This window comes from Oleiharenicola sp. Vm1 (genome assembly GCF_047777955.1).
Classification (GTDB): Bacteria; Verrucomicrobiota; Verrucomicrobiia; order Opitutales; family Opitutaceae; genus Didemnitutus.
In genome coordinates this window covers 1,266,054-1,289,828 of record NZ_CP180537.1, presented here as the reverse complement: position 1 = coordinate 1,289,828, position 23,775 = coordinate 1,266,054, and the positions used below count along the sequence as shown (strand labels likewise).

The window sequence follows — 23,775 nt, the reverse complement described above, 5'->3', positions numbered from 1 at the left end:
GCAGACGATTCGTCCGGACGGGCGTTTGGTCTCGATGGGAATCTATACCTTCCGGTCCTGCTTGCTGTCCTGGGTGCGTTGGCTCTCTTCGCCGTTCTCGGCATCCTGCTTCGCGTGCCCTACGTGCTGGCGGCAGCGGTAACCGGAGCACCCTTGGCTGCGGTCGTTGCATGGGTGCTCCTCCTGAAGCAGGGCAAGCCGCGCGGTTACGACCGGGACATGATCGAACAGTGGCTCGGGGGCGGGAACTTTACCCGAGTTGGCTCAGATCAAGGAGGGCTGACCGAATGAGGCCCCACGACAAAGCCCCTAACGGTGTGTTCTGCGACGGGATGATACTTTATGGGTTTCCCGAGCGCGGCGCCATTGCGGCAAAGGGCTTCTGGGTCGAACCGCCGGACGTTCGCGGAGCAAGCTTCGCGAAGCTCAACGTGCTCCAAGACCAGATTCGGGCCTTGCTGGCACTGGCCACGCCTGGACGCCGCCTTCAATTCCAGTGGTCATGTGACTCCGACTATCGACGGGAGTTGCTGGCCTATCGCGACGCGACTCAGTCGGTCACCGACGAGGCCGTGCGCGCCCTGCGCACGGAGCGGTTCTCCCGCTACTGGTCCCGCATGCACGCCCGAAGCCTGCGTCGGGAGCGTCTCGCCGTGTTCCTGTCCGTGGAAATCACCCGCTACTCCGGCGTCACCCGCACGGTTGGCGGACTCCGATCCCACTACGGAGCCGTCCTCGCCGAAATGTCCGCGCAGTTCACGGATTTTGCGGACACGCTGAGAACCCTCTTTCATGGCGAGGCCATCGTCCGGGCGATGGACGACGAGGACCACTGCGCCGTCCTGCGGGAGTTCCTCAATCCCTCGCTTGGCGCATGGGATAACCGCCCGCTGCCGGCCTGTGATCCGCAAGCCACCATTCAAGAGCAGTGCTGGTTGGGTGAAGGTATCGGGCAACCCGACGGTGGCTTCTACCTTGACGGTAATTACCACGCCATTCTCACGCTGGACCGCTGGCCCCAACGCACCTACCCCGGCATCGTCACTCACCTGACGGGACTGCCGTTCCTCGACTATCGTATCACCGTTAACCTGACCCCGGGGCAGGCACGCGGTGAGATCAATCGTGAGGAAAAAGCCATCGAGCGACTGGCCGGTGAATACACCGAACGCCGCCGGCACTCGCTGGTGGTGGCCATGCGAAAGAAGGAGCGGAAGGTGGAGAATCTCGCTGGGGGCTTTGTTCGCCCGTTCGAGGCCAGCTATATCATTCGCGTGTGGGCACCGACCCACGAGGCGCTGCGGGAGAAAGTATCCGCCCTGCAGGCGGCCATCCATGCCATGGACGGCGCGCAGTATTTCGAATGCTCCGTCCCGACCACGGCGAAGAAGCTGTTTTTCGCTTCCTGGCCCGGCTGGACCCACTCCTCCTACCGGCACCGGAACCACTACGCCGAGGACAACTACCTCTCCGATTTGCTGCCTTTCTCCGCGACCTTCACCGGTGCGTTGGATCGGGCCGAGGCGATCTATGACGGCAGCCACCACAATCTGGTGGGCGTCAGCACCGAACTCCGGGGTTCGCCGCAGCACGCCATTTTGCTCGGGATGACCGGAGCCGGCAAGTCGGCCGTGATGCACGACCTGCTGCTCCAGACCGGCGCGCTCTTCAGCTACACGGTCATCATTGAGGAGGGGCTTTCCTATCGGGCGTTCACGGAGTCCCTCGGAGACAAACCCATCATCGTCCACCCGGATGCGGCATTCACGATCAACTACCTCGACACCCAAGGGCTGCCGCTTTCGCAGCTGCATCTGGCGAGTGCGGTCGCCCTGCTGTCACGCATGGTGGGAGTTCCGGACAGCGAGGAGAAACTCGCCCTCCGCGGGGCTCAACTCACCCAGTATCTGCACCAGCTCTACCATGATGCCTACGCGGACTGGGCACGGCGCAATCCCGACCGGGTGGAGGAAGCTCGCCGCCTCGCCTGCGCAGTTCATCTTTGGCGGCAACGCATGCCGGTTGGCGCTACCCCGCTGGATGCATTTGCAGAGTTGCGGGAAGGGGAAGCCTCCGCGCGATCCGAAGTGATTGAGTTCATGCGACGGATCGAGCCGGCCACGCTCACCGCATTCGCCCAGGACCCGGCGACCTCGCGACTCGTCCCTCAAACCGCCTGCGCCCTTTTTGGGCCGACGGATCACCCGACGCATGGCGCGCTGGTCGATCTCCTCGCCTACGCCCGACTGCCCGAGCATCCGAAAGAAGAAATCGATCGGTTGGCGACGCTCCTGCGGGCTTGGAGTGCCGACGGGGCCTACGGGCAGATGTTCGATGGTGTGACCAATGTGTCGCTCAACCGTCGCGTCGCGCACTTTGAACTCGGTTACGTGCCCGAGCAGGCGGTCGAACTCAAAGCCGCCGCCGGTCTCCTCGTCTCCGGCTTTGCGCGACAACGAATCCTGGGCCTGCCGCGCGCGCAGCGAAAACGCATAGTGTTCGAGGAGGTCGCCCGTTTCCTTGATGTGCCCGGTGGCGAGAAGATCGTCGCGGAGAGTTACGCCCAGCTCCGCAAGTTCAACTGCTGGGCGGTCAGCATCGTCCAGCAATATGCCAAGTTCCGCCAGTCCCGCGTGCGGCCGGCGGTGATTGGCAACGCCAAGCAGTTTTTCCTGATGCGACAGTCCGACCGGGCGGACTTGGCCGATCTCGCCACAGATCTCGCTCTGCCGGAAAGCGCACTGGATGTGATCCAGCGCTACCCGCTGCCGGAGCAGCTGCCCGATTCCGGACGTTACTCCTCGCTTTGCTACTTCGCTCCCACGGCGCAGCCGCCGCAGTGCGGCACGCTCCGTCACATTGAACCCAGAAAGGAGACTCCCTCCCATGCCATATCGCCTGCTGCCTAGCCTGATTTGCCTCCTCGTGAGCGGCTGCGCCACGCCCCAGCCGGTGGATAACACCGGCGAGGATGCGGCCCGCGCCACGGCTCGTTCGGCGCGAGAGCGCTACCGCGCCTTGCAGGACGCCCAGCGCCCCGCGCCGGCAAACCGCGATTACGAAATCATCACCGTGACCCGTTCGGAAAGCACCGAGGACGGAGTCATCCGGAAACCCTTCACCGATACCCTTCGCATCCCCCGCACCCCATGATCTCTCGCTTCCTCGCCTTCCTTTTCCTCACGCCAGCGCTGTTTGCACAATGGATCGTTCACGATCCGGGCAACACGGCGGTAAACAGTGCCATCCAATCCGCGCAGGCCGCCAGCCACCTGGAGGTGCTCCGTCAATGGGCCACGCAGCTTGAGGGGCTCAATCGCCAGATTCGTCAGCTCGAGGACCAGCTCGCCGAGCAGCGTCGTATCCGCGAAGTCATCGGCAATCCGAGCCTCGCCGGTTCGCAGGTGGTGCTCGATCGACTGGCTCCGGACGAACTGGCGCGAACCTATGGCGAGACGCTGCGGGTGGTGCGTAGGTTGGCCGACGCCACGGCGTCCCTACGCCGAACCGCCGAAGGCATCTACGGGCAACTGGATGACCGGACCTCGTTACGTCAGTCCTTCGAGCGTCAGGGTTCGAGCTACTTGCGCTACGCAACGGTAGAGCAGCAGGCCGATCAAGCGGCCCGCGTGTTTGATGAGACGACCACGCGGCAGGTGGCGCTTCAACGTGACCTGTCGGAGACCCTGTCCGCACTGAAGTCCGCCACGACCCAGGCCGAAGTCGACAAACTCAACACCAAGGTAGCGGCGCTCAACGGACAGTTGGCCGTGATGGCCGCCCAGCGGCGCGACGAGGCCGACAAGCTTCTGGCGCAACAGATCCAGAACGAGAATCAGGCCGCCAAGGAGCGGCAGGACCTGCTGGAAAAGCAGATCGCCGAGGAGCGCCAGTCGCTGGGCGTCATCAACGTCTGGCAACGCAGCGTGCGCGTCACGCCCGACACCTACACCCGCCGATGAAGAAAATGACTCCTATCCTGATCATCGTCGTGCTTGGGTTGCTTGTCGGAGGCGTGTTCCTGTTCCGGGAATTGCGCCGGGCTCCGCTCATGCCCCCGGATTACGACCATCCGGCAAAACCGGTCAACGACTGGCAGCGATCCATCCAGATCGACCCGCGCACGGACTATACGGGCGCCGGTTCCAAAAAAGCGCCGGTCCCGGAGCGGCTTCGCATGGAAGAGCAGCGCCAGCGGCCCGAGGAAGGGAGAAACTGATGGAGAACTTCGCTCCAGGCCTGCGCGACGCGATCATCGGACTGACCGATGCCCTGCGTTTCGTCGTCTTCTTCGTCGCCGTCGTCGGGCTCATGCTGCAGGTGCAGCGGGCCCGCGCGGACATGGAGAGCCTCATTCGTCCGGTGGTGCGCAGCGTGCTGTTGATCGGACTCATTGCGACTTTGCCGCACTGGTTCAGCTTCACGGAGCGGATTTTCCTGAACGTCGCGAATGCCGTGAACGAGCGCTACACGGAGCATCCGATGCAGGCCGCCACCCTGCTCCGGGACAGCGTGGCGGAAAATCCCAACGAGTTCAGTTTACGCCGGGTCGGCGAGTCCCTTTACCGCGCGACGCTGTGGGCGGCGGCAAAGTTGGTCGTGCTGATCGCGAGTCTGCTGCAACTGCCGTTTCTGTTGCTCCAGTATCTGTTGAAGCTGCTTTGCTACCTGTTTCTGCCCGTGGCACTGGCGCTGATGCTCGTGCCGTCCCTCGCGTCCTTGGGCACGCGGTATGTGCAACAAACCCTCGCCGTGTTGTCATGGCCGGTCGGGTTCGCCGTCACCGAGCTGGTTGCCTACCATCTTCTCACCGCCTACCAGCAAAATTTGGCGACAGCCTATGGACTGGCTCCCGGCGAGATCGACGCCGCATCGTTTGCGAGTCTGCTCGGCGGCTTGCTGGCCGCTTTGTGGCTGATTCTGGGCACCATCGGGACGCCGTTCTTGATGCAGGCCCTGATTTGCTCGGGGTCTCCCTTGTCCGGTGGAGGTCAGTCGGGACTCCAACAGCTCTACGCCGTCCAGCAACTCGCTTGGATGGTTAAGTCCCTGAAGACCGGAGGTGCCGCGCTTCCTGCCGCCATCGGCAAGGGCGGTCCGGCGAGCGGGACGAACGGCGGGCCGTCGGGGCCGGCCGTCCCCTCGATACCGCCGCCACCACCTGCCGTGCCGCCGCCTGAGCCGATCGCAGTCATGCCGTCGGCGCAGCTCCCGGTTCCCCAAACCACGATTTGATCGTGCCCATGAATCCATCTCCCTTACGCGAAACTACCGTTCCCCGCCATCGGACCGAACTGCCTCAGCCCCGGCCACGGGGTTGGCATCCGCTCGATCTATTCGTCAACCCGGCCCTGGCCGCGCGCATCTGGTCTCTCGTCGCGGTTGGCGCCATCGGTCTGACCGTCGTGCAGCCATTTCTGATCATCCGCGCGTATCGGACTCAGGAGCGGGTCGTCATCCTTGATGGAGCCGGCTCTTTTCACGTCAGTCCGCTGATCGGCTTTGAAGACGCGACCCGGCTCCACGAACAGCATGCGTTGCTCGCCTGTCTGGCGCTTCTACAGCGCAATCCGACGGGATTCGATCAACCGGAACTGCTCGAAAAGCTGTTCCTCCCGGAGGCGCTGCAACATGCCCGATCCGATTGGGCACGTGCCGCGGAGGAGTTTTCGAGGAAGAACCTCCACCAGAAGGCGGAGGTTTTGAAACTCACCGTCCTCGAAACTCGCGAGCATGTCGTGCTCGTTCAGGCGGAGGGCCAGCTGATCCGGACCGGCACGGTCGGGCAGCAATCATTCACTGAAGCGCCTGCTTTCACCGCGCGGTTCACCTTCGCGCGCAATCCCAACCTCGCGGCCAACGCCCGCTTTCCCCTCGCCGTATGGAACTACGAACTGTCCTTCTGACCCTGATCCTTTGCTTGGCCGGAGCCGGAACGGCGCTCGGCCAGGTGCTGCGCTACCCGCTCGATGATCGCGCGACCTACACGGTGCGCATTGGAACGGACGCACCCACGACGGTGATGTTTCCAGGACCGGTGACTGCCCTTGATGCCGCCGGTATCTCGACGAGCCCCGAGGATAGACCGCAGGTGCTTCTTTCCCACCAAGCGGGAACACGGTTCTTCACCGTGCGCGCGCTCCGTGCCGGCGCGACGGCGGCGGCGAATGTCGTATTCCGAGACCGGGTCTACGCTTTGGCCTTCACGTCAGAAGGCGAACCACATCGCACCGTCACATTTTACGAGCCGACGGGTGAGCCTGCGACAAGTCAGCGTCCGCGGCCAGATCGCCTGCTGGCCCTGCTCGATCTGGCCAAGAACTACGCGGTGCTGGCGCAGCAATACCCGGCGCTGGTGCAGCGCGTCGAACGCATCACGCCGAATACCTCCGGCGTGCACGGCGAACTCACGGCGGCAATCGAAGAGGTGTTCGGCTTCTCCGACGAAGATGCGTTGGTGCTGCGGATCAGGGCCGAGAATCGAGGCGAACACGACTATCGCTACGCCCCTTCGCATCTCGGCGTGAGAATCGGATCGACCGTCTTTCCCGTGGGCCTGACCGATGCGGACGGGGTTATTCCGGCCGGACGTGCGGCAGTCTTTCACTTGGTAGTAGCCGGGAATCCGGACGGCTCCCAAGCCCGTCTGTCCTTAAAGAACACCTTTGCGGTCGCGTTGCCGGCCGCTGCGGCACGCGAATGAAACTGGATACACAGTCCATCCAGTCGCCGACGGGACAATTGGTCGTCATCGGTGTGTTGGCCGTTCTTCTCGCTGGCGTCATTGGGTGGCAGCGCACCCAGCGCCCCGCGTCCCGCATGCCAGATCCGGCGGCAACGGCTCAAGCGCCCCTGCCCAAGGTGATTCAGCGGACCGGTGCGCGGTTCGAGCCACCGGTTCCTCCCAGCCCGACACCTTCGGCGGCTCCCACAACGACGCCGGCACGCATCGCACCCAAAGTGCTGCCGCTGAGCGTGGTTGCTGCGTCACGCGACTCCGCATCGCTGGACCCTCTCGCCATGGCGCCGTTTGGACGGATGATTCCCTGCGAGACCGTGGTCATGTTGGAGTCGAACCGGCTGGCGACACCGGTGATCGGGATCGTGACCGAGGACGTGTGGGAAAACGGCCGTTTGGTCGTTCCAGCGGGAGCTGAAGTCCACGGACGCGCCGCCTTGGACCGCGCCCGTGAACGACTCGCGGTCGAAGGCACCTGGACGATCATTTGTCGCAAACAGAGGGAGATGTCCGCGCGCGAACTACGGGTGAGCGGGATCGCCTTGGAACGGTCGCTGGCAAATGCCGAGACCGATGGTTCCGCCGGTCTTCGCGGTGAAGTCATTCGCACGGATGACTGGCGCGAACTGAGACTTTTCACCGCAACGTTCCTTTCGTCGGCCACCACCGCGCTGCAAGATACCCGGACGACGGCGGGGCTGATCGGTGAGTCCAATCTGCCGGTTGCGAGCATGCGCAACGCCTCTTTGGCGGGCGTGAGCACCGTGCTGCGTGAATACGCCCAGCAGGTTCGAGAGGCCATCGCGAAGGACGGGTTCTACCTCCGCATCCGCGCCGGCAAGCCCTTCTACCTTTACGTGACCGAAACCATCAACGGAGGCCCGTCCACGGTGGCTCTGAACCAGGAGATCCATTCCAAACCATGAAAACGCTTTTGCCGCTCATTCTTACCCTGTTGGTCGGCTGTCAGTCCTCGCCACCGCTGGTCACGGCACCCGGGCCGCTGCCCCTGGCCGAGTCAGCCCAACGAGCCGACGCACGTATTCCTGCCGTGGTCGGTCACTACACCCTCGGTGCTTACGTCGACCCCGACAACGAATTGATCCGCCATGAGGCCCATGCGATTCAGCGGCTGGAGGCGGAATCACGCTGGGATCTTCGGCCAATTACACCGTTGGTTGCGACAAACCCGCACCTGGCAGTCGATCCGACTGCCGTGGCCGTCGCACCGGACGGGCCGGTCATCCCGGACAAGCCATCGGAAGCCACGAAAGAGCAGGTCGCGGCACAAGTTCAGCCGTCTGCGCCGCCGCAATCCTTGCCGGTGAGGTCCAGTTTGCCCGAGATTGCGGCAATCGCGCCCAATGCAGACGGAGTTATCGATCTCTCCGTCGTCGCCCGCGATCCAGCCGAAGAGGCCAATCCCTTCGCCGTTCGTGCCCCCGAGGAAGAGACCAACCGGGAAATAGCGCTCGCTGTCGGTGGCCTCATTCACGGTGTCGCTCCCTGTGCTCTGATCAATGGCCGCTCGGTCGAACCGGGCGAAACCATCGAGTCATTGACGGTGGTCCGCCTGGAGCCGGATGCGGTGCTGTTCCAGCACGCGGGTCGATACCTCCGTGTTCCCGTCGCCGACAAACCAGTCCGCGTTCGCTTGCCGCTTTAACGATGACTGCCTTTGCTGCCACCTTCATCGATCGTCAGGGACGTCGCCAGCACGGACGCTTCAACGCGCGCGATGCGCGCCAGTTGCGCGAGGAATTGCGGGCGCGCTCGCTTTGGCCGGTTGAAATCACGGTCGCGAAGCCTGACCGCAAAGCCGCCAGGCTTGCTATTCCCGCGCGCGACCTGGTGCCGGTGCTGCATCAGATCGAGCTGCAGCTGCGTGCTGGAGTGACGGCTGACGAGGCATTCCGGCAACTCGCCGAAGATGCGCCGCCGGGGCCGATTCGTCAGGTTCTGGAGCACGTCCACCGGGAAGTCTCCCATGGTCATCCGATCCATCAGGCGTGCCGTCATTTCCCTCGGGTGTTTCCGCCGCACCTTGCTGCGGTTATCGAGGCGGGGGAGGTTTCGGCCCAGCTACCCGAATCGTTGCAAGGGCTGGCGCACCACGTTGCCAGCGCTGACGACCTTCGGCGCACCGCGCGACGGGCAATGATCTACCCGGTCGTCGTGCTGTCGGCCACCGCTGGCTTGGTCACGTTTCTTCTGGGCGGTGTCGTTCCCAAGTTTGCCGAAATCTTCACCTCGCTGCGGGTGGAACTTCCCGCAATCACCGTCCTCCTCGTTCGCACCAGTGAGCTGACCCGCCATCACTGGGATGCATTGGTGCTCGTGGTTTCCCATATTGCAGGGCTGGCCTGGTTCTCGAGCCGGCATCCGCGTCTGCGCGCGGCTCGTGACCGAATCATTCTGCGGGTTCCCATTCTGGGAGAGACGTTGTGCCTGCTTGCGACGGCCCGGTTTGCGGGTCACTGCCGGCTCTTACACGACGCCGGCATCCCGTTGTTAGACGCCCTTTCGACAGGTGCAAAGCTGACCGGACATTCCGTGCTGGAGGCGCAGTTGTTGCGCGCTCGGGAGTCCGTGGCCTTGGGCCGGCCACTCTACGCAGCTCTACCGAAGGACAGTGCCTTTCCACGCTTTCTCGTGCCCGCGCTCAAGGCTGGGGAGACCACTGGTCAGTTGAGTGCGGCGCTGCGCCACGTCGAAGACTACGCATCCAGCCGGGCACGGGAGCGCCTTGCCGCTGCGCTCGCGCTGCTGGAACCGGTGCTGCTGGGGCTGCTCGCCGCGGCCGTCGGAGCCATCGCTCTCTCGTTCTTTCTCCCCCTCGTCTCGCTGCTCGGCGGCGTCAACGCCCACTGACCATGATTCACTCTTGCTCCAAACGCCGAATCGCAACCCGGGGGTTCTCGCTCCTGGAAATCGTCCTCGTTCTCTTTGTCATGGGCGTTCTCACGGCCGTCCTGTTGCCCTCCGCGCGCGACATCATCGAGCGCACTCAACGTGAAGCCGAGAAACGTTCCCTCGCGGAAATCGCCGAGGTGATCACCCGTTCGTTCGAAGCGACCGACCTGTCGGCACACAACATCGCCGCGTTGCCGGGAACCATCGGGGCGACGGATTCACCAACCCAGTTTTCGACTTCTACCACGTTGCCGTATGCGACCACCGACGCTTCATCATGGTTTGCCAAGGTCGCTCGGTTGCGGGGAATCACTCCGTCCATCGGGTTGGCCCCGACCGCCGCGGTTCAGCCTGAGATTGCGAAGATCGCATTCAATGCCAACGGCAACCCTCGTCTGCTGTTCGCGGCCCCGGCCGAGAACGGCCGGCAGAGGTTTCTGCTCATAAGCCTTGCGGGTCGGGCCGAACAGCTCGCTTTGCCCGCTTACGAGCCGGGAGCCGCATGGTTCGATGCCATTTGGAATCACGACTGGGAGAGCCGTAGTGCCGGGCTGCCGGCCTACTGGCTTGCTCGCCTGACGGCGGCCCAAGCGGCGGCGTGGACGACGGGACCTGGTGGCCTGACCCAGACCAGCCGGTTCTGTGTGCGTCGCATCGTCCTGCCGAAGTTCACGCTCACGGTGAACAACAACCATCCGACCGAACAAGCGTTCGTGTCGTTCAACAACACCCCGGCGGCTTTCACGGCACCGGCAAATAGTGGGGCAACTGTCACGCCCGAGATTCTCGGCGGACGCCTCATCACCCTCAATCGCGGCGCTGTCTGGCCGGGCGTCGAGTCCCTGCGTTTCCACCTCCGGGAAAACGCATCCGTCACGCTCCAATGAACAGACTCATTCTCACCCTCTTTCTCCTTCTCGGGCTCGGTTTCGCGACGGCTGAAGCCGCGCCTTACACCACAGTATTCGTCGTCACAAATCGGACCATCACGATCCCCGCCGGCGGCTACACCGTCAGCTTTCAGGTGGATTGGTTCGGTGACGACTACCCGCAATCCAGCGCACCGGGCCGCATCGAACTGCGCGACGCCGGAGGCAATCTCCTCGGTCGCGTTTCCGCGACGCATTACCGCACGGGTGGAGCCAATGTGAGCGCTACCATCGGTTCGATCAGCAATGTGTCGTCTTTCATCAACATCTTCGCGGTCGACGGAAGTCCGGCGGACGGCAGTTTGTGGGGCGATTGGAACATCTCCGGGGTTCCTGCGGGGCAATATACGCTCCGGTTTTATGAATACCGCACCGACCGAACCGGAACCTATGCGACCACGGTCTGGACGGAGACATGGTTTCGTGATGGCTGGAGCAACAGTTCGCCACCGACCATCAGCTGGACGGTGGCGCCCGCTTCCGCGGGCCACGGCCAGGGTTATTCGGTTACAGCCCATGGCCACGATGACGATGGCGACCTCACTCAGGTAAATGTCTGGAAGAACGGGCAGCCCTTCGCATTTGCCGGTGGCGGCGATGGTCGCGACCAAGATTCGGGAAACCCCACGAGCGACAACGGCCCGCAGACGGTGGTGTTCACGGCCCAAGCGGTGGATGCAACCGGGGCAACCTCCCCGATAATCACGCATGTCGTGAACATCGAGGCTCCGGCGAATCAGGCCCCCTCGGTTGCGCTGACTGTCCCGGGCACCCAATCGGTTACCCAAGGCACGACGCTTACCCTGAGCAGCCGGGCCACCGACGCCGACGGCAATCTCACCAATCACAACCTCGATATCCAGCGGCCGGCAGGCGACTGGAACTTCCAGGGCGGATTTTCGGCTGGAGAGCCGTTTCAAGGCGGCCCGGTGGGCAGCACGGCCGACTCCACTCGCACCGCGACCTTCACGTTCAGCGACGTGGGCGTCTACACGATCCGTGCGGCGGCGAATGACGGCAGCGGCTGGGTTCATTCGGGCTCGGTGTCGATCACTGTCACCGCTGCGCCCCCGGTGAACCGGGCTCCAACGATCAGCTGGATCTCGACGCCAGGGAGCGTCGCGCATCAGGCGAGCTACTCGGTTGCCGCGCGAGGTGAAGATGCGGACGGCAACCTGACTCAGGTGAACGTATGGAAAAACGGCAGCCCCTTCGCGTTTGGGGGCGGTGGCTCCGGTTACAGCGCTGATTCGGGCAACCCTTCAAGCGACTCCGGGCCTCAGGTGGTCACGTTCACCGCGCAAGCGGTCGATGCCAGCGGCGCCGTCTCCGCCGTCATCTCGCAGACGGTCACGGTCGGAAATGCTCCTCCGGCTCAATACACCCTTAGCACTTCCGCCGGTGCCGGTGGCACGGTCTCGGGTGGCGGCGTCTACGCGAATGGCACCGTTACATGGGTCACGGCCACCCCCGATGCGATTCATGATTTTTCCGGGTGGAGTGGCGACGCCTCCGGCTCCGCCAATCCCCTCGCGGTCACGATGGATCGGAGCAAGTCGGTGCAAGCCGTCTTCGCTCTCAAATCCTATCCGCTTGTCACTGCCGCCTCCACCGGTGGCTCCGTGACGGCTGGCGGCAACTATCCGCACGGCACGACGGTAACCGTTTCTGCCACGGCCGCACCGAACTTCCGATTCACCGGCTGGGCCGGTGATGCCAGCGGCTCCGCGGGCGCTGTCGCGGTGCTCATGACCGGGGCGAGATCCATTCAGGCACTCTTCGTGCCGAAGTCGGCCCAGACGATTTCGTTTCCCGTGCTCCCAGATCAGAGCCTTGGCGCCGGGCCGGTCACGTTGAACGCCACGGCGACTTCAGGTCTGCCGGTGACCTACGCCGTCGTCAGCGGTCCTGCCAACATCACCGGCAATCAACTGATGATTACGGGGGCCGGGGCGATTGTCGTGGAGGCCCAGCAACCCGGCGATGGCATCTACCTTCCCGCTCCGGGAGTCAGCCGGACATTCAACGCGGTAGCTGCCGCGACCGTGAAGTATCGGCCGCTTGCCCGGCTGCTCCTGCAAACCGAGGCGACGCCGGGCAGCGCCCCCTACGTCATCGAACGCCCCTGAACCCGTTACATCATGAAATCATCCTTCTCTCTCTATCTCTGCCTCGGCAGCTGCGCGGTCGCCGCCGTGAACCTCGACCAGCCCATCGACCGCTTGCGATTCGATTCGGCTCCGCTGCCTGCGGCGCTGCGATCCCTCGGACGGGCGACGCATACCACCATCCTCATCGAACCTGACGTTAAAGGAGATGTCACCGTCGAGATCCACGGAGGCACGCTGCGCAACGCCTTGGCCTCGCTGACCGGTCCCACTGGTTACTATTTCGAGGAGGAAGGTGAAGGCGTCGTGGTGCGTCGCCGCAAAACCGTCCTCTACGCCATCGATTACCCGCAACTGTCGCGGTCGGGTTCGGGGAGCGCTTCGATTACGCTCGGCGGCACCGGTGGCGGCTCGACCGGGATTGGCAATCAGAACCAGGGCACGTCGGCAATTTCTCAGCTCAATCAGACGAACGGCAGTGCTGCGGACGCCACGCAGGTCTCGATCTCACAGGAGAACCCGAACACGTTCTGGACCGGACTGGAGGCGGAGCTGCGCGCGATGCTGCAGGATGGAGAGTCACTCGTCGTCAATCGCTTCAGCGGGGTAGCCCAGGTCACGGCGACACGCTCCACCCATGAAGCCGTCGGGAACTTCATCTCAATGGTCAATCGGCGGATTTCGCGGCAGGTTGAGATCGAGGCTCGGCTGGTTGAAGTCACGCTGCGGGACGAGCAGAAGCTGGGCGTCGATTGGGAGATGGCCACCGCTGCTGCAGGTGATGTGAGGATCAGTGCCGGAGCGCCCCTCAATGTCGCCGGAGTCGGTGGCTCGGTTCTCGCTGTTGATACCTTCAGTGCGAATCTGGGATTTGGTAGGGCCACGGCGGTAATCCAGGCGCTCAAGCAACAAGGCGAGGTCAGCACCGTGGCTCAGCCTCGGCTCCGCGCCCTGAACAATCAAACCGCCTTTATCAAGGTGGGGGAGGATCGGCCGTTCTTCCGTTTGCAACAGGCAACGACCTACCAGCAGACGGGCACGACCGTTCCCTACAATCAGACGCAGGAGACGTTCTCCATCTCCACGATCACCATCGGCACGATTCTGGCCGTGACGCCGCAGATCGATAACGATGGCGTCATCACCTTGGACATCCTGCCCGCGATCACGCGTCTGCAGGCCATCGTCACCAGTCCTGACGGAAAGCAAACGGCGCCGGTCACGGAGGTGAAGCAGGCTTCGACCATTGTTCGCCTACGGGATGGTGAAACCGCCGTTATCGGCGGTCTGATCTCAGAGGACCACGGCCAGACGACCCGCTCCGTGCCGGTCCTCGGCGCGGTGCCCGTCTTGGGTCATGCCTTCCGCACGAAGGCGACACTCAGGAACCGCACGGAACTCGTGATCTTCCTGACCCCGCGGCTCATCCAGTAATGCGCGAACTCCTCCAGAGCCTTCGGGGCCGGTCCGCGCCGGTTCTCCCCAACATCGACTCCACGGGCGAGGCGAGCCGCATGCTTGATGCAATTCTCCGAGCCGCCGCCAACGAGGGAGCCAGCGACATCCATTTCGAACCCAAGGAAGGCGGGCTGCTCGTGCGGTTTCGATTGGATGGCGAAATGCGAGACCACACCACGGTTGCCTTGGCACAACGGGATGCGCTGCTTTCTCGCGGGAAAATTTACGGGGGTATGGACATCACGGAGCGCCGGCTTCCCCAAGATGGCCGCGCCACGCTCAAGGAGGGAGGACGGCGCTATCATCTGCGGTTGAGCACTGTGCCCACCGTGTATGGCGAAAATCTGGTCGTCCGGCTTCTCGACCAGACGATGCCCGCGCAGTCCCTCGATGAGCTGGGCCTCACGTCCGTCCAAGCCCAGGCCATGCGGGATGCGCTGACCGGTCCGGCGGGATTGATTCTCCTGACCGGACCCACGGGTTCGGGAAAGACCACGACGCTGCATGCGGCCCTGCATGCCTTGGACCACCGCGGCCGGGTGATCCACACGTTGGAGGACCCGGTCGAATACGAATTCACTGCGATTCGGCAAACCGAGATCCGAGAGAAGATCGGACTGACGTTCGCCGCATCGTTGCGCGCGCTCCTTCGTCAGAACCCCGATGTGATGTTGGTCGGCGAGACGCGCGACGCCGAGACGGCTCAACTTGCCATTCGTGGCGCGCTCACCGGGCACCTCGTCCTTTCCACGCTGCACACGAACGATGCCTTGTCGGCGATTCCTCGCCTGCGGGACCTCGGTGTGGAGAGTTTTCTCATTGCGGCTTCGCTCCGTTTGGTTGCCGCGCAGCGCTTGGTGCGCCGGCTGTGTCCCGCCTGCCGCCAGATGCATCCGGAGAATGACCTGCTGCGTGAGCGCCACGCGATGGCGGATGCGGTGTTCTACGCGCCGACCGGTTGCGCAGCGTGCCACGGCCGGGGATTCCGGGGCCGGCTGGCCGTCCACGAGGTGATCCCAGCGAAGAAGTTCATCCCTTTGATTACCGCCGACGCGCCCTTGGCGGACCTGGTCGCGCTCCGCGATCGCGAAGGCTTGCCCACCCTTTGGAGCAGCGGCCTGCACGCCGCGGCGGCAGGGCTCACCACCGTCGAGGAGGTCGCACGGGTTCTCTGATTTTCAACGGGCTATGCGGCCGCGGCCCCCAACCAAAACCAACAGCACAATGAAGAATCATCTCAACAAGATCCGCCAATCGAAGGGCTACTCCCTTCTCGAACTCGTCCTCGTCATTGCCATCGTGGCCGTGATGGTCGGGCTGCTCCTGCCGAAAGGCTTCGACGCCCTCCGCACCGCCCGCGTCCAACAGGTCGCCAAGACGGTGGACGCCCTGAAGACGGCCATCGTCGACTATCTCGCGCTCGCCGGTGGCAACGGAAGTCTGCCGCGCACTGAGGGCACGGGCGTGCCCACATCTGGTGCGGCGCTCACCGGCGCCACGGACGCGGCGAAGGGTAATGCCGCCCGGCTCGACACCGTGCTCCTCGCCACCGGCCGCCTTGAACGTCCGCTTTCGCTGCGCATGGGCACCCAGTCCTATGCCTCCGCCGGCAGCGGTAACGAGATCACCTGGAATCAGGCGTTGCTCGCCTTCGTGATGACGCCGGACTCGGTGCCTCAACGCAACTGGTCGGGTGTCACCCGAATCGAGGCCCGCACGGCCAATCCCGCGCTCGCGCCATCGGTCGCCCTTGGGGCGAACTTCCGGCTCGACGGCACGTCGAACCTGAACGCGAACAGCGTCGTCGCTTATCTCGTGATTCCGGCATGTCCGGCGCGCGATGCCTATGAACTGGCCGTGACCATGAACGGTGCCCAGCTCGCGCCCGTTGAGGGCGCTGCCTGCGACACCGGCGTCGTGGCCTTTGCAGCTCCCGCCAATGGAGTCACCGATGTCTACGTCTACATCACCGCAATCTAAGGCCACCATCGCCTTGCTCTGGGGCGACCGGTGGTGGATCGCCGGTCGCACCGAGCCACTTGGCTTCGGCGCAATCGCCGAAGCTGCCGCGGCCCTGTTGCATCACTTCGAGGAACACGGTCGGCCCTCCCGGCTTCGCGTGCTCTACCAGCCTGCGTTCCTGATCAGCGTCGCAGTGGAATGCCCCCAAGGCAACCGTGCGACCCTTCAGGCTGCCTTGCAGGAGGAGCACCCGCTGCTGGCCCAGAGCAACTATGCCTGGGGCTATGAGCCGATCTTCGGCGGCAACACCCTGCTGCACTACGAGACCGAACCGTTTCTGCAGCTGCTGGCGACGGAGCTTCGTGCGGGCGGCGTTCTAGTGGAGGGCGCATGGCCGCTGGCATCCGCCCTTAACCTCGTTCCCACCGATTGGCCGGACACAGGGGCGTTGACGGTCGTTGCCGTGGCTTCCGGCCTTGCGGTGATCTTCCGTCACACGCCGGCGGGCATGCGGGAGGTCCGGTCCGCAAGCGGAGAACCGGCTGCGGAACTGGTCGCAACCACCGTGCAGCAAGCCTTCGAGCGCGACGATACTGCGCTCTACATCGCGGCATTCGATGAGGCAGGGCACCGCCTCGCCGCCCAGGTCGCTCGACTCGAGCGAGCCGGGCGGACTGATCTCGGCTGGGAGAGCGTGGCCCGTGCCGCCCAAACCCTCTCCCTCAGTCATCCCAACCAGATGCTGCCCCGGGCCTCGCGCCTTGGAGCCAGCCCGCTGGTTACCGGGGTCACCGCAATTGCCTTCGCTTCGTCAGCTTTGATGGCCGTTCAGATCGGTTTCGACGCAAGGGCAGATCGTCGCGCAGCGGATGACGCAGTAGTAGCTGTGGGCCGGCTGCAATCGGAGGTGGAGGGACTTCGGCGCAACCAAGCAGAGGTCGCAAAGCTTGAAACAGAGATCGCCGCGGCCGGCCTGCGACGCTCGCACTGCGCGTTGCTCCTGAATACGCTGAGCCAAGTTCTGCCTCGCCAGGTGGTGGTGACGTCCATCCGCGCCGATCAGACTGGCTTCACCTTGTCCGGCGGTGTCTCCACCGCCGGGCTTTCGGGCGAGGACTGGCGCCGATGGATTGATCAGTTCCGAACTCCGGCCCTGCCGTGGAAGCTGGTCGCGGCGGAGCATGCGATACCCACCGCCGACTTCTCGATCAAGGGGGTTTGGCTATGAACCTGCTCCATCAAGTTACGAATCGGCGATGGGGCGTTCTCGCCTTCAGTCTGTTGCTCTTCGGCGCGATGGTTGCGCTCAAGCAGGTGCGACCTTGGTTCTCAGCAGGTCCCAATGCGGAGTTGGCCAGGCTGGAATCAGAAAGAAGCGACCTTGCGCGTTTCGACGACGCCACGGTGCGGCAACTCCGAGCCACGGCAGCGCAGGTTCGGAGCGGCGACGACCAAGATCTGGGAGAACTCCCGCCGGGATGGATCAGCGACTTGGTGCCCGTGGATAGCGGCAGGGCGCGGCAGGTTCGGCTGACCCGGAGCGGAGGACCACCGCCAAATTGGACCGAAGTCCTCCAGTTGGTTGAGCGAATCGAGCAACGCACCTCGATCCTGTCCTTGGCCATCCAATCGGCCGGCACCCGCAGACACCGCACCATCGAGCGCGTCGAAATCGTGGTGCGGGAAAATCCGGGAGCCACACGCCGGCCCGCCGGCGCGCCGCTCCCGGAGGCGTCGGAGCCGGAGCCGGTGCGGAAGATCGGGCTCGGCCCTTCGCTCCGCCGTTCCTCCGCCTCCACCGGATGGCTGCGCCGCCCGGTTCCGGCTCCGGATCCGGTCTCCGCTGCGTTCCGACCCGACCCTCCGCACGCGGCCGGCGTTCGTTCCAACCTTCGTTTGTTCCAATTCAACCCCCTCAGCACATGATCTCCCTCAGCATTCAAATACCCGAGACCGTGGCGGCCGAATTCTATCAGGCGGCCGACGAACTCAATCAACGACTCGGTGAAATCAACCCGACGTCGGGCAAAGCGAAGCCGGTCATCGACGCGAAGACGCTCATGGCTTTCGCGCTCGCGCGCCACGATGCCGAGGACGTCTGCGCGCAGTTCGACCTCGCACTGCGCGTTGTGCGCGGTTCGTCCGAGCCGCCGTTCAACCCGGTCCTGAAGTAAGTGACTTTGGCGGTTCGCCGCCACGGTGCCCATTGCCGCCCCGCACCCACCAAGTGGTCGGCACAACTCAACATCACCATGGCTATCAGACCCAAACCCAACGAGACGGCGTCACTCCCGCCCGAAAAGGAGTCCCCGTTGCAGTTCCGCAACAACCCCGAAGTCCAGAAGCGACTCGACGCCTACAAGGTGGCGAACGCCAACGATGCCGCCTACTACACCCGGGTCGTCCAGGAGGCCCCGGGCCGCGCGGTCGACATGCTCCTCTACAAGGACATGCAGCGACACGAAGCCGACATGCGGCTGATCGAGAAGCAGCTGCCCCAGGCGAAAGCGTTCTACGATGCGCAATCGCCCGAGGTGAAGTCGCGCATCGATCAACGGCTCGAAGGCGTCCAGCCCTACTACAAGGACAAGGCCTTCGTCGGCGAAGTGCTCCGCGAGATGAACCGGAAGAACCGGCAGATCCTCACGAGCCCGAAGGCAGGCATGGCGATGGCGGGCGGCTGACATGGGCGTCGATCCCTCCACGCGTCGTCATCTTGACGACCATCTTGGTCAGGCGGAATTTGCCCTGAAGGTTGCGGCAAACTTCGAGTGTCTTCGAGGCACACCCGCGCACGAGGCCGTGCGCGCGGCCCTGGCCGAGGTGGCGACGGCGCGGACATGGGTCGGCACACGTCTCCAGATCACCCAGCCGTTCGCCGGGCCGGTTGTTCCGGCTTATGCATCTGTGGCAGAACGTCGGCGAATCGTGCACCGGCGAATGGCCGGCGTGAAGCCATGAGTCCCGAGTGCGTGGAGGCCGTGTCCACATTGCGCGGCATGGCGCGCGGTCATCCCGGCGCGTCATCGGGCGAGCGCGCTGCGTGGGAAATCTTGAAGAACCTGACCGATAGACGACCGCTCGATTTCAGCGATTGTTTCGTCCGGCTCGACGGCACCGGCAAGCGCGCCGTGGTCATCCTGTTGGTGGACCTTGCCACAGGGAAAACTGGCCTGAGTGACCTGCACTGAATGAAGTGAGGCTACTTCCGCTCGTGGGCCTGATTTTGTCACGCCCGCCAAGGTAGTCCGCGCTGCGCGCGGCTCCACCTTTCCCTCCTGCGGCCTTCCCCCTCGCGAGGAGCGCGGCGCTCCTCGCTCGGCGGCCTCGTCGGTGGCTGGGCGTGCCTGCAAGGCCCAGCGCGCGGAGCGCGCCACGAGAACCGGGCATGCCGCCCGGCCGGGGCGCATCCGGCGCCCTGCATCATGAAACAAGTCATGTTGGATCTGGGCCTGGAAACGACGACGGCGGTGCGAGAAATCGCCTGCGGTGAGCAGCCGCAACAGAGGATGGACACATTCGGGGTCGCTGCCCTGAGCGACACGGAGCTAATCGCCTTGATGCTCCAAGGCGGAGCCGCCACTCGCGAAATCATCGACTGCGCATCACGGCTGGTCGCCGAGGCGGGTTCGCTCCAGGGGATCGCGACCTGGCAACCGGTGGACTTTGAGCGCCATCAAGGCATCGGCCGGGTCAAGGCACGACAACTGGCGGCTCTCAACGAAATTGCCCGGCGAATGATCCGCCCCGCCTCCACCGAACAACCGGTGTTGAACCGTCCCGAACTCATCGCACACCACATGACGCCCTTCGTTCAAGGGCTGGAGATCGAGAAATTCTGGGTGATGTGCCTGAACCGGAAGAATCGGCTGAAGAAGCTGGTCGAGGTCACCTCCGGCACGGCGACCAGTTGCCTCGCGCATCCGCGTGAGGTGTTTCGTGCGGCGATCAGAGAAGGCGCTGTCGCGGTGGTGTGCGTCCACAATCATCCATCCGGCGACCCGGCGCCATCGGCGGCCGACGTTCAGGTGACCCGCCAACTAAGGGAGGGGGCGAAGGCGGTGGATATTGAGTTTCTGGACCACGTTATCGTGGGCCGGGCCGGGACAGACCCGACGGGGCGGGGCTACTATTCGTTCCGGGAGGCTGGCGTAATCTAGCCAGACCTCGCCACGCTCGCGGGCAGCTACTTAAATCTCGCAAACTGGTTTTAAGTAGACTTAAACATCGCCGCGTGAACCCCCTCGGCGAATCTATCCGTGTCTTGATGAATCGCCGTGCGCTAAATGGAGCGCAACTCGCTCAAGAGATAGGACTTAGCCAAACTTCGGTCAGCCGGATACTTACAGGACATTCCAAGCCCAAACAGGTAACCCTGACGCGCTTAATGAAGCGCCTGTGCGTAGGTGCTGACGAAGAGCAAATGTTGCTTCGAGCTTTCACCGGGACTTCTGCGCCTGCGCGTGAAGAGCCTGTCGACAACGATGCCCAGAATGCGGCGGAAGAGCGGGAACGCGTGGAGCGATGGCTAGAGGCGCGCACCCAAGCCATCGTCTTTAAGCAGGCAGTGGCGCACGAACTCGGTAAGCGCGCAATTCCCTACACGCAGGACGTCTGCAAGGGCATTGCCTCGGTCGACTTCCTCATCGAGTCCGGAGGCAAAAATCTGGTCTTGGAATGTAAGTTTAATGTCAGTCGAGACTTCGACAAAAGCCTGGGAATTGCGAAACTCCTGCTTGATTCGTTTGCCTGCGAGACGGTCCTGGTAGTCGTGCCATTTTCTGGAACCTTCGCGGACACGGCCAGGGCGTTGGCACCGGCTGTTCGTGTAGTGACGGTCGCTGAGGCAATCGAATACGCAGCTTCTTTCCGTCAGGAAAACTCAGGAGTGCAAAGATGACCACGCCTGATCTCAGCCGCTTCTCGGAAATCATTGGTCAGGCTTCTGGTAGCCGACACAAGCTCGTCTTAATCATCGGGGAATCTGGTGCAGGAAAGACCGGGCTACTGTCGTCACTCTCGTCGAAGCACTCCCTTCCTCTGCTGAACCTCGGGCCTCAGCTCGGAGCCAGACTGTTATCGGTTCCTCTCCGCAAGCGCCCGCTCGCGATTGAAGCGACGGTGCAGGAACTCATCGGACTTGGGCAGAGTGGTGTCTGTATCGACAATACCGATATTCTATTTAGCCCCGCTCTGCGCTGTGACCCGATCCGCCTCGCCTATAGCGTCAGTCAAAATAGGGTCGTCCTATACGCGCTCAACGGCCGCCTCGAAGGCCGGCGGTTCGTGCGTGGCTACCCTGATCACCCAGAATATTTTTCGGAGGAAATCCCGGCTATCCCCACGGTCTTTTTGGAGCGTGGCGCACCAACCTTCTACAATTCCTGATGAACTACCAAGACCTCGTCCAATTTCATCCCATTGAATCCGTCATTCAGCTGCGCGATGCCAACAAGAGCGCCGCGGCGCAGGACTTGGTCTCGACGTATGTCATTTCGGACCCAATGGCGCAGCGTCTCGTTGACCTGGTCATTCCGCAGCTTCAGTTCGACTCCCCTCAGGACAACAAAGGGCTTCTGATCGTCGGCAACTATGGCACGGGTAAGTCTCACTTGATGTCCGTGGTGTCGGCGCTGGCCGAAAACGCGTCCTTGGCCCCGCTGATTTCCCACCCCAAGGTCCGTGACTCCGCGAAATCCATCGCGGGTAGGTTCAAGGTCATCCGTATCGAAATCGGCGCCGTGATGATGCCTTTGCGCGACATCATCACCACCTCGATCGAGGAAGAGTTCGCCGAATGGGGAACGCCCTATCGTTTCCCTGCCGCAGACAAGGTGAAGGAAAACAAGACGGCGCTGGAAGATATGATGGCCGCCTTCCACAGGAAGTTCCCGGATCAAGGTCTCCTGTTGGTGGTCGATGAACTGCTCGACTATCTGCGGTCGCGAAAAGATCAGGCGCTCATTCTCGATCTCGGCTTCCTCCGCGAGGTGGGAGAAGTCTGCAAGGACATCCGGCTGCGCTTCGTTGCGGGTGTCCAGGAAGCAATCTTCGACAGCCAGCGGTTCGCCCATGTCGCTGATAGCCTCGGCCGGGTGAAGGACCGCTTCCAGCAGGTCAAAATCGTCACCACGGACGTGAAGTTCGTGGTTTCGAACCGCCTCCTCAAAAAGACGGACAAGCAATTGGCCGAGGTTCGTGCCTACTTGGAGCCCTACGCCAAGTTTTACGGCGGTATGTCCGAACGCTTGGATGAGTTCTGCGCCCTTTTTCCGATCCATCCGGACTACGTGGATACGTTCCAGCGCATCCCGATTGTCGAGAAGCGCGGTGTCCTGCAAATCATTTCACAAGCCATCAAGGGACTCATGGGGCAACCGGTGCCGAATGATCGCCCGGGTATTCTCGCCTACGATAGCTATTGGGATGCGATCACAGACAATGCCGCCCACCGCGCGAACCCGGATGTTAAGGCTATCATGGAGTGCAGCGGGACGCTTGAGACCAAGATTCAGAGCGCGTTCCCCAAGAAAACCTACAAGCCGATGGCCCTACGCATCGTGCGGGGACTTTCCGTGCACAGGCTCACGACCGGTGACATTCACTCGTCACTCGGCCTGACCCCGGAGGAAATGCGTGACCACCTCTGCCTCTACCATTCCGGCGCAGCAGAACTCGGCGGCGAGCCGGCCGAGGATTTGCTCACCGTTGTCGAAACGACGCTGCGCGAGATTCACAAAACGGTCAGCGGTCAGTTCATCTCATCGAATCCGGACAATCGGCAGTGGTTCCTCGATCTGAAAAAGACCGACGACTACGACGCTCTCGTCGAGAAGCGGGCTGAGACGCTGGATAACGGGACCCTAGACCGGTTCTACTACGATGCGCTGCGGCAGGTCTTGGAATGCACCGACGTTCCGACGCACGTCACGGGTTACCAAATCTGGCAGCACGAGATCGAATGGCGTGAGCATAAGGCCGGCCGTTTGGGTTACCTCTTTTTTGGTGCACCCAACGAGCGATCCACCGCCGTTCCGACTCGGGACTTCTACCTCTACTTTATCCAGCCGTTTGATCCGCCGAAGTATTCTGACGAAAAGCGTGCGGATGAGGTTTTCTTCCGCCTCGACGACAAGCAGCCGGAGTTTATCAACGCGCTGCGTCTCTATGCCGGCGCACTAGACCTCGCTTCGATTGCCTCGGGCGTCAAAAAACAGGTCTATGAAAAGAAGGCGACGGAGTATCTTCTGCGTCTCACCAAATGGCTGCGGGAACATCTCCTGACGGCGATCTCGGTAACCTATCAGGGGAATCGCAAGAAGCTCACCAGTGCGCTGCAGGGGGCTACGTGCAGCAGTCACGCGAGGAGATGGAGGTGCTCTTCACCTTCCTCGCCGAGCGCTAGGAGAAGAAGACCGTGGTCATCACCTCGAACCTGGTCTTCAGCCAGTGGGACCAAATCTTCAAGGACCCGATGACCACGATGGCGGCAATCGACCGACTCGTGCATCACGCCACGATCCTCGAATTTAACGGCGACAGCCACCGCTCACAGGCCGCCAAGACCAAGAGCAAATCGTGAACCGCGTGGGGGCAGCCTGGTAACCTATTACGTGAGGCAACAGCTCACCCTGTTGCCTCACCCGATATGTTACCCAAATGAGGG

25 protein-coding genes and 2 pseudogenes are annotated in these 23,775 nt (G+C 63.0%); all 27 read left to right on the top strand.

Annotated features, from left to right (window positions below):
- Positions 1 to 114 precede the first annotated feature (114 nt).
- On the top strand, positions 115 to 291 hold the full coding sequence (locus tag ACMYLB_RS06690) for a hypothetical protein (RefSeq protein WP_415910171.1): 177 nt from the start codon (positions 115 to 117) through the stop codon (positions 289 to 291).
- Positions 288 to 2,909, top strand: coding sequence for a VirB4 family type IV secretion system protein (locus ACMYLB_RS06685; RefSeq protein ID WP_415910170.1), 2,622 nt, complete (start codon positions 288 to 290; stop codon positions 2,907 to 2,909). The genes ACMYLB_RS06690 and ACMYLB_RS06685 overlap by 4 nt, the downstream gene beginning before the upstream one ends.
- A gap of 16 nt (positions 2,910 to 2,925) precedes the next feature.
- Positions 2,926 to 3,153, top strand: a complete 228-nt coding sequence (locus tag ACMYLB_RS06680; RefSeq protein ID WP_415910169.1) for a hypothetical protein — start codon at positions 2,926 to 2,928, stop codon at positions 3,151 to 3,153.
- Positions 3,150 to 3,962: a hypothetical protein gene (locus tag ACMYLB_RS06675; RefSeq protein WP_415910168.1), complete on the top strand. Its 813-nt coding sequence runs from the start codon at positions 3,150 to 3,152 to the stop codon at positions 3,960 to 3,962. Before ACMYLB_RS06680 ends, ACMYLB_RS06675 begins: the two co-directional genes overlap by 4 nt.
- Complete coding sequence (locus ACMYLB_RS06670) at positions 3,959 to 4,219, top strand: hypothetical protein (protein WP_415910167.1); 261 nt, start codon at positions 3,959 to 3,961, stop codon at positions 4,217 to 4,219. Before ACMYLB_RS06675 ends, ACMYLB_RS06670 begins: the two co-directional genes overlap by 4 nt.
- The gene (locus ACMYLB_RS06665; RefSeq protein ID WP_415910166.1) at positions 4,219 to 5,235 is read left to right on the top strand and encodes a hypothetical protein; all 1,017 of its coding nucleotides are present in this window, start codon (positions 4,219 to 4,221) and stop codon (positions 5,233 to 5,235) included. Before ACMYLB_RS06670 ends, ACMYLB_RS06665 begins: the two co-directional genes overlap by 1 nt.
- 8 nt (positions 5,236 to 5,243) lie before the next feature.
- Positions 5,244 to 5,906, top strand: coding sequence for a hypothetical protein (locus ACMYLB_RS06660; RefSeq protein WP_415910165.1), 663 nt, complete (start codon positions 5,244 to 5,246; stop codon positions 5,904 to 5,906).
- A complete protein-coding gene (locus ACMYLB_RS06655) occupies positions 5,882 to 6,703 on the top strand; it encodes a hypothetical protein (RefSeq protein WP_415910164.1) in 822 nt (273 codons plus the stop codon). The genes ACMYLB_RS06660 and ACMYLB_RS06655 overlap by 25 nt, the downstream gene beginning before the upstream one ends.
- Positions 6,700 to 7,665, top strand: a complete 966-nt coding sequence (locus ACMYLB_RS06650) for a TrbI/VirB10 family protein (RefSeq protein ID WP_415910163.1) — start codon at positions 6,700 to 6,702, stop codon at positions 7,663 to 7,665. The genes ACMYLB_RS06655 and ACMYLB_RS06650 overlap by 4 nt, the downstream gene beginning before the upstream one ends.
- Complete coding sequence (locus ACMYLB_RS06645) at positions 7,662 to 8,405, top strand: hypothetical protein (RefSeq protein WP_415910162.1); 744 nt, start codon at positions 7,662 to 7,664, stop codon at positions 8,403 to 8,405. Before ACMYLB_RS06650 ends, ACMYLB_RS06645 begins: the two co-directional genes overlap by 4 nt.
- A 2-nt stretch (positions 8,406 to 8,407) precedes the next feature.
- Complete coding sequence (locus ACMYLB_RS06640; protein ID WP_415910161.1) at positions 8,408 to 9,610, top strand: type II secretion system F family protein; 1,203 nt, start codon at positions 8,408 to 8,410, stop codon at positions 9,608 to 9,610.
- An 80-nt stretch (positions 9,611 to 9,690) separates the two neighbouring features.
- Complete coding sequence (locus ACMYLB_RS06635; protein ID WP_415910160.1) at positions 9,691 to 10,539, top strand: hypothetical protein; 849 nt, start codon at positions 9,691 to 9,693, stop codon at positions 10,537 to 10,539.
- Entirely contained in the window at positions 10,536 to 12,710 is a 2,175-nt protein-coding gene (locus tag ACMYLB_RS06630) for an InlB B-repeat-containing protein (protein ID WP_415910159.1), read from the top strand. Before ACMYLB_RS06635 ends, ACMYLB_RS06630 begins: the two co-directional genes overlap by 4 nt.
- A 12-nt stretch (positions 12,711 to 12,722) precedes the next feature.
- Positions 12,723 to 14,123, top strand: a complete 1,401-nt coding sequence (locus ACMYLB_RS06625; RefSeq protein WP_415910158.1) for a type II secretion system protein GspD — start codon at positions 12,723 to 12,725, stop codon at positions 14,121 to 14,123.
- A complete protein-coding gene (locus tag ACMYLB_RS06620; protein WP_415910157.1) occupies positions 14,123 to 15,322 on the top strand; it encodes a GspE/PulE family protein in 1,200 nt (399 codons plus the stop codon). Before ACMYLB_RS06625 ends, ACMYLB_RS06620 begins: the two co-directional genes overlap by 1 nt.
- 49 nt (positions 15,323 to 15,371) lie before the next feature.
- The gene (locus ACMYLB_RS06615) at positions 15,372 to 16,127 is read left to right on the top strand and encodes a type II secretion system protein (protein ID WP_415910156.1); all 756 of its coding nucleotides are present in this window, start codon (positions 15,372 to 15,374) and stop codon (positions 16,125 to 16,127) included.
- Positions 16,128 to 16,140: 13 nt separating this feature from the next.
- Entirely contained in the window at positions 16,141 to 17,337 is a 1,197-nt protein-coding gene (locus ACMYLB_RS06610; protein ID WP_415910155.1) for a hypothetical protein, read from the top strand.
- On the top strand, positions 17,334 to 18,035 hold the full coding sequence (locus ACMYLB_RS06605) for a hypothetical protein (protein WP_415910154.1): 702 nt from the start codon (positions 17,334 to 17,336) through the stop codon (positions 18,033 to 18,035). Before ACMYLB_RS06610 ends, ACMYLB_RS06605 begins: the two co-directional genes overlap by 4 nt.
- On the top strand, positions 18,032 to 18,283 hold the full coding sequence (locus tag ACMYLB_RS06600) for a hypothetical protein (RefSeq protein ID WP_415910153.1): 252 nt from the start codon (positions 18,032 to 18,034) through the stop codon (positions 18,281 to 18,283). Before ACMYLB_RS06605 ends, ACMYLB_RS06600 begins: the two co-directional genes overlap by 4 nt.
- A 78-nt stretch (positions 18,284 to 18,361) precedes the next feature.
- Entirely contained in the window at positions 18,362 to 18,793 is a 432-nt protein-coding gene (locus ACMYLB_RS06595; protein ID WP_415910152.1) for a hypothetical protein, read from the top strand.
- A 1-nt stretch (position 18,794) separates the two neighbouring features.
- On the top strand, positions 18,795 to 19,070 hold the full coding sequence (locus ACMYLB_RS06590) for a hypothetical protein (RefSeq protein ID WP_415910151.1): 276 nt from the start codon (positions 18,795 to 18,797) through the stop codon (positions 19,068 to 19,070).
- A gap of 11 nt (positions 19,071 to 19,081) precedes the next feature.
- Complete coding sequence (locus ACMYLB_RS06585) at positions 19,082 to 19,300, top strand: hypothetical protein (RefSeq protein ID WP_415910150.1); 219 nt, start codon at positions 19,082 to 19,084, stop codon at positions 19,298 to 19,300.
- A gap of 234 nt (positions 19,301 to 19,534) precedes the next feature.
- Positions 19,535 to 20,269 (top strand): RadC family protein, encoded by a 735-nt coding sequence (radC, locus tag ACMYLB_RS06580; protein WP_415910149.1) that lies wholly within the window; start codon positions 19,535 to 19,537, stop codon positions 20,267 to 20,269.
- Between the two features lie 74 nt (positions 20,270 to 20,343).
- Positions 20,344 to 21,009 carry a helix-turn-helix domain-containing protein gene (locus ACMYLB_RS06575; protein WP_415910148.1) on the top strand — a complete coding sequence of 222 codons (666 nt, stop codon included), beginning with the start codon at positions 20,344 to 20,346 and terminating at the stop codon, positions 21,007 to 21,009.
- Positions 21,006 to 21,497 (top strand): BREX-3 system P-loop-containing protein BrxF, encoded by a 492-nt coding sequence (brxF, locus tag ACMYLB_RS06570; protein WP_415910147.1) that lies wholly within the window; start codon positions 21,006 to 21,008, stop codon positions 21,495 to 21,497. The genes ACMYLB_RS06575 and brxF overlap by 4 nt, the downstream gene beginning before the upstream one ends.
- A pseudogene (locus ACMYLB_RS06565) lies at positions 21,497 to 23,452 on the top strand (DUF6079 family protein); the annotation flags it as partial. The gene brxF and the pseudogene ACMYLB_RS06565, both read left to right, overlap by 1 nt.
- Positions 23,452 to 23,691 (top strand): annotated as a pseudogene (locus ACMYLB_RS06560) (ATP-binding protein); the annotation flags it as partial. The pseudogenes ACMYLB_RS06565 and ACMYLB_RS06560, both read left to right, overlap by 1 nt.
- Between the last annotated feature and the right edge of the window lie 84 nt (positions 23,692 to 23,775).

What these genes read in the sequence shown, in the direction of transcription:
- ACMYLB_RS06645 (WP_415910162.1), top strand. Translation starts at nt 7,662, where the DNA reads ATGAAAACGCTTTTGCCGCTCATTCTTACCCTGTTGGTCGGCTGTCAG.
- ACMYLB_RS06675 (WP_415910168.1), top strand. Translation starts at nt 3,150, where the DNA reads ATGATCTCTCGCTTCCTCGCCTTCCTTTTCCTCACGCCAGCGCTGTTT.
- ACMYLB_RS06605 (WP_415910154.1), top strand. Translation starts at nt 17,334, where the DNA reads ATGAACCTGCTCCATCAAGTTACGAATCGGCGATGGGGCGTTCTCGCC.
- ACMYLB_RS06595 (WP_415910152.1), top strand. Translation starts at nt 18,362, where the DNA reads ATGGCTATCAGACCCAAACCCAACGAGACGGCGTCACTCCCGCCCGAA.
- ACMYLB_RS06635 (WP_415910160.1), top strand. Translation starts at nt 9,691, where the DNA reads ATGGGCGTTCTCACGGCCGTCCTGTTGCCCTCCGCGCGCGACATCATC.
- ACMYLB_RS06640 (WP_415910161.1), top strand. Translation starts at nt 8,408, where the DNA reads ATGACTGCCTTTGCTGCCACCTTCATCGATCGTCAGGGACGTCGCCAG.
- ACMYLB_RS06620 (WP_415910157.1), top strand. Translation starts at nt 14,123, where the DNA reads ATGCGCGAACTCCTCCAGAGCCTTCGGGGCCGGTCCGCGCCGGTTCTC.
- ACMYLB_RS06615 (WP_415910156.1), top strand. Translation starts at nt 15,372, where the DNA reads ATGAAGAATCATCTCAACAAGATCCGCCAATCGAAGGGCTACTCCCTT.
- ACMYLB_RS06625 (WP_415910158.1), top strand. Translation starts at nt 12,723, where the DNA reads ATGAAATCATCCTTCTCTCTCTATCTCTGCCTCGGCAGCTGCGCGGTC.
- ACMYLB_RS06685 (WP_415910170.1), top strand. Translation starts at nt 288, where the DNA reads ATGAGGCCCCACGACAAAGCCCCTAACGGTGTGTTCTGCGACGGGATG.
- ACMYLB_RS06660 (WP_415910165.1), top strand. Translation starts at nt 5,244, where the DNA reads ATGAATCCATCTCCCTTACGCGAAACTACCGTTCCCCGCCATCGGACC.
- ACMYLB_RS06650 (WP_415910163.1), top strand. Translation starts at nt 6,700, where the DNA reads ATGAAACTGGATACACAGTCCATCCAGTCGCCGACGGGACAATTGGTC.
- ACMYLB_RS06670 (WP_415910167.1), top strand. Translation starts at nt 3,959, where the DNA reads ATGAAGAAAATGACTCCTATCCTGATCATCGTCGTGCTTGGGTTGCTT.
- ACMYLB_RS06590 (WP_415910151.1), top strand. Translation starts at nt 18,795, where the DNA reads ATGGGCGTCGATCCCTCCACGCGTCGTCATCTTGACGACCATCTTGGT.
- brxF (WP_415910147.1), top strand. Translation starts at nt 21,006, where the DNA reads ATGACCACGCCTGATCTCAGCCGCTTCTCGGAAATCATTGGTCAGGCT.
- ACMYLB_RS06630 (WP_415910159.1), top strand. Translation starts at nt 10,536, where the DNA reads ATGAACAGACTCATTCTCACCCTCTTTCTCCTTCTCGGGCTCGGTTTC.
- ACMYLB_RS06600 (WP_415910153.1), top strand. Translation starts at nt 18,032, where the DNA reads ATGATCTCCCTCAGCATTCAAATACCCGAGACCGTGGCGGCCGAATTC.
- radC (WP_415910149.1), top strand. Translation starts at nt 19,535, where the DNA reads ATGAAACAAGTCATGTTGGATCTGGGCCTGGAAACGACGACGGCGGTG.
- ACMYLB_RS06665 (WP_415910166.1), top strand. Translation starts at nt 4,219, where the DNA reads ATGGAGAACTTCGCTCCAGGCCTGCGCGACGCGATCATCGGACTGACC.
- ACMYLB_RS06655 (WP_415910164.1), top strand. Translation starts at nt 5,882, where the DNA reads ATGGAACTACGAACTGTCCTTCTGACCCTGATCCTTTGCTTGGCCGGA.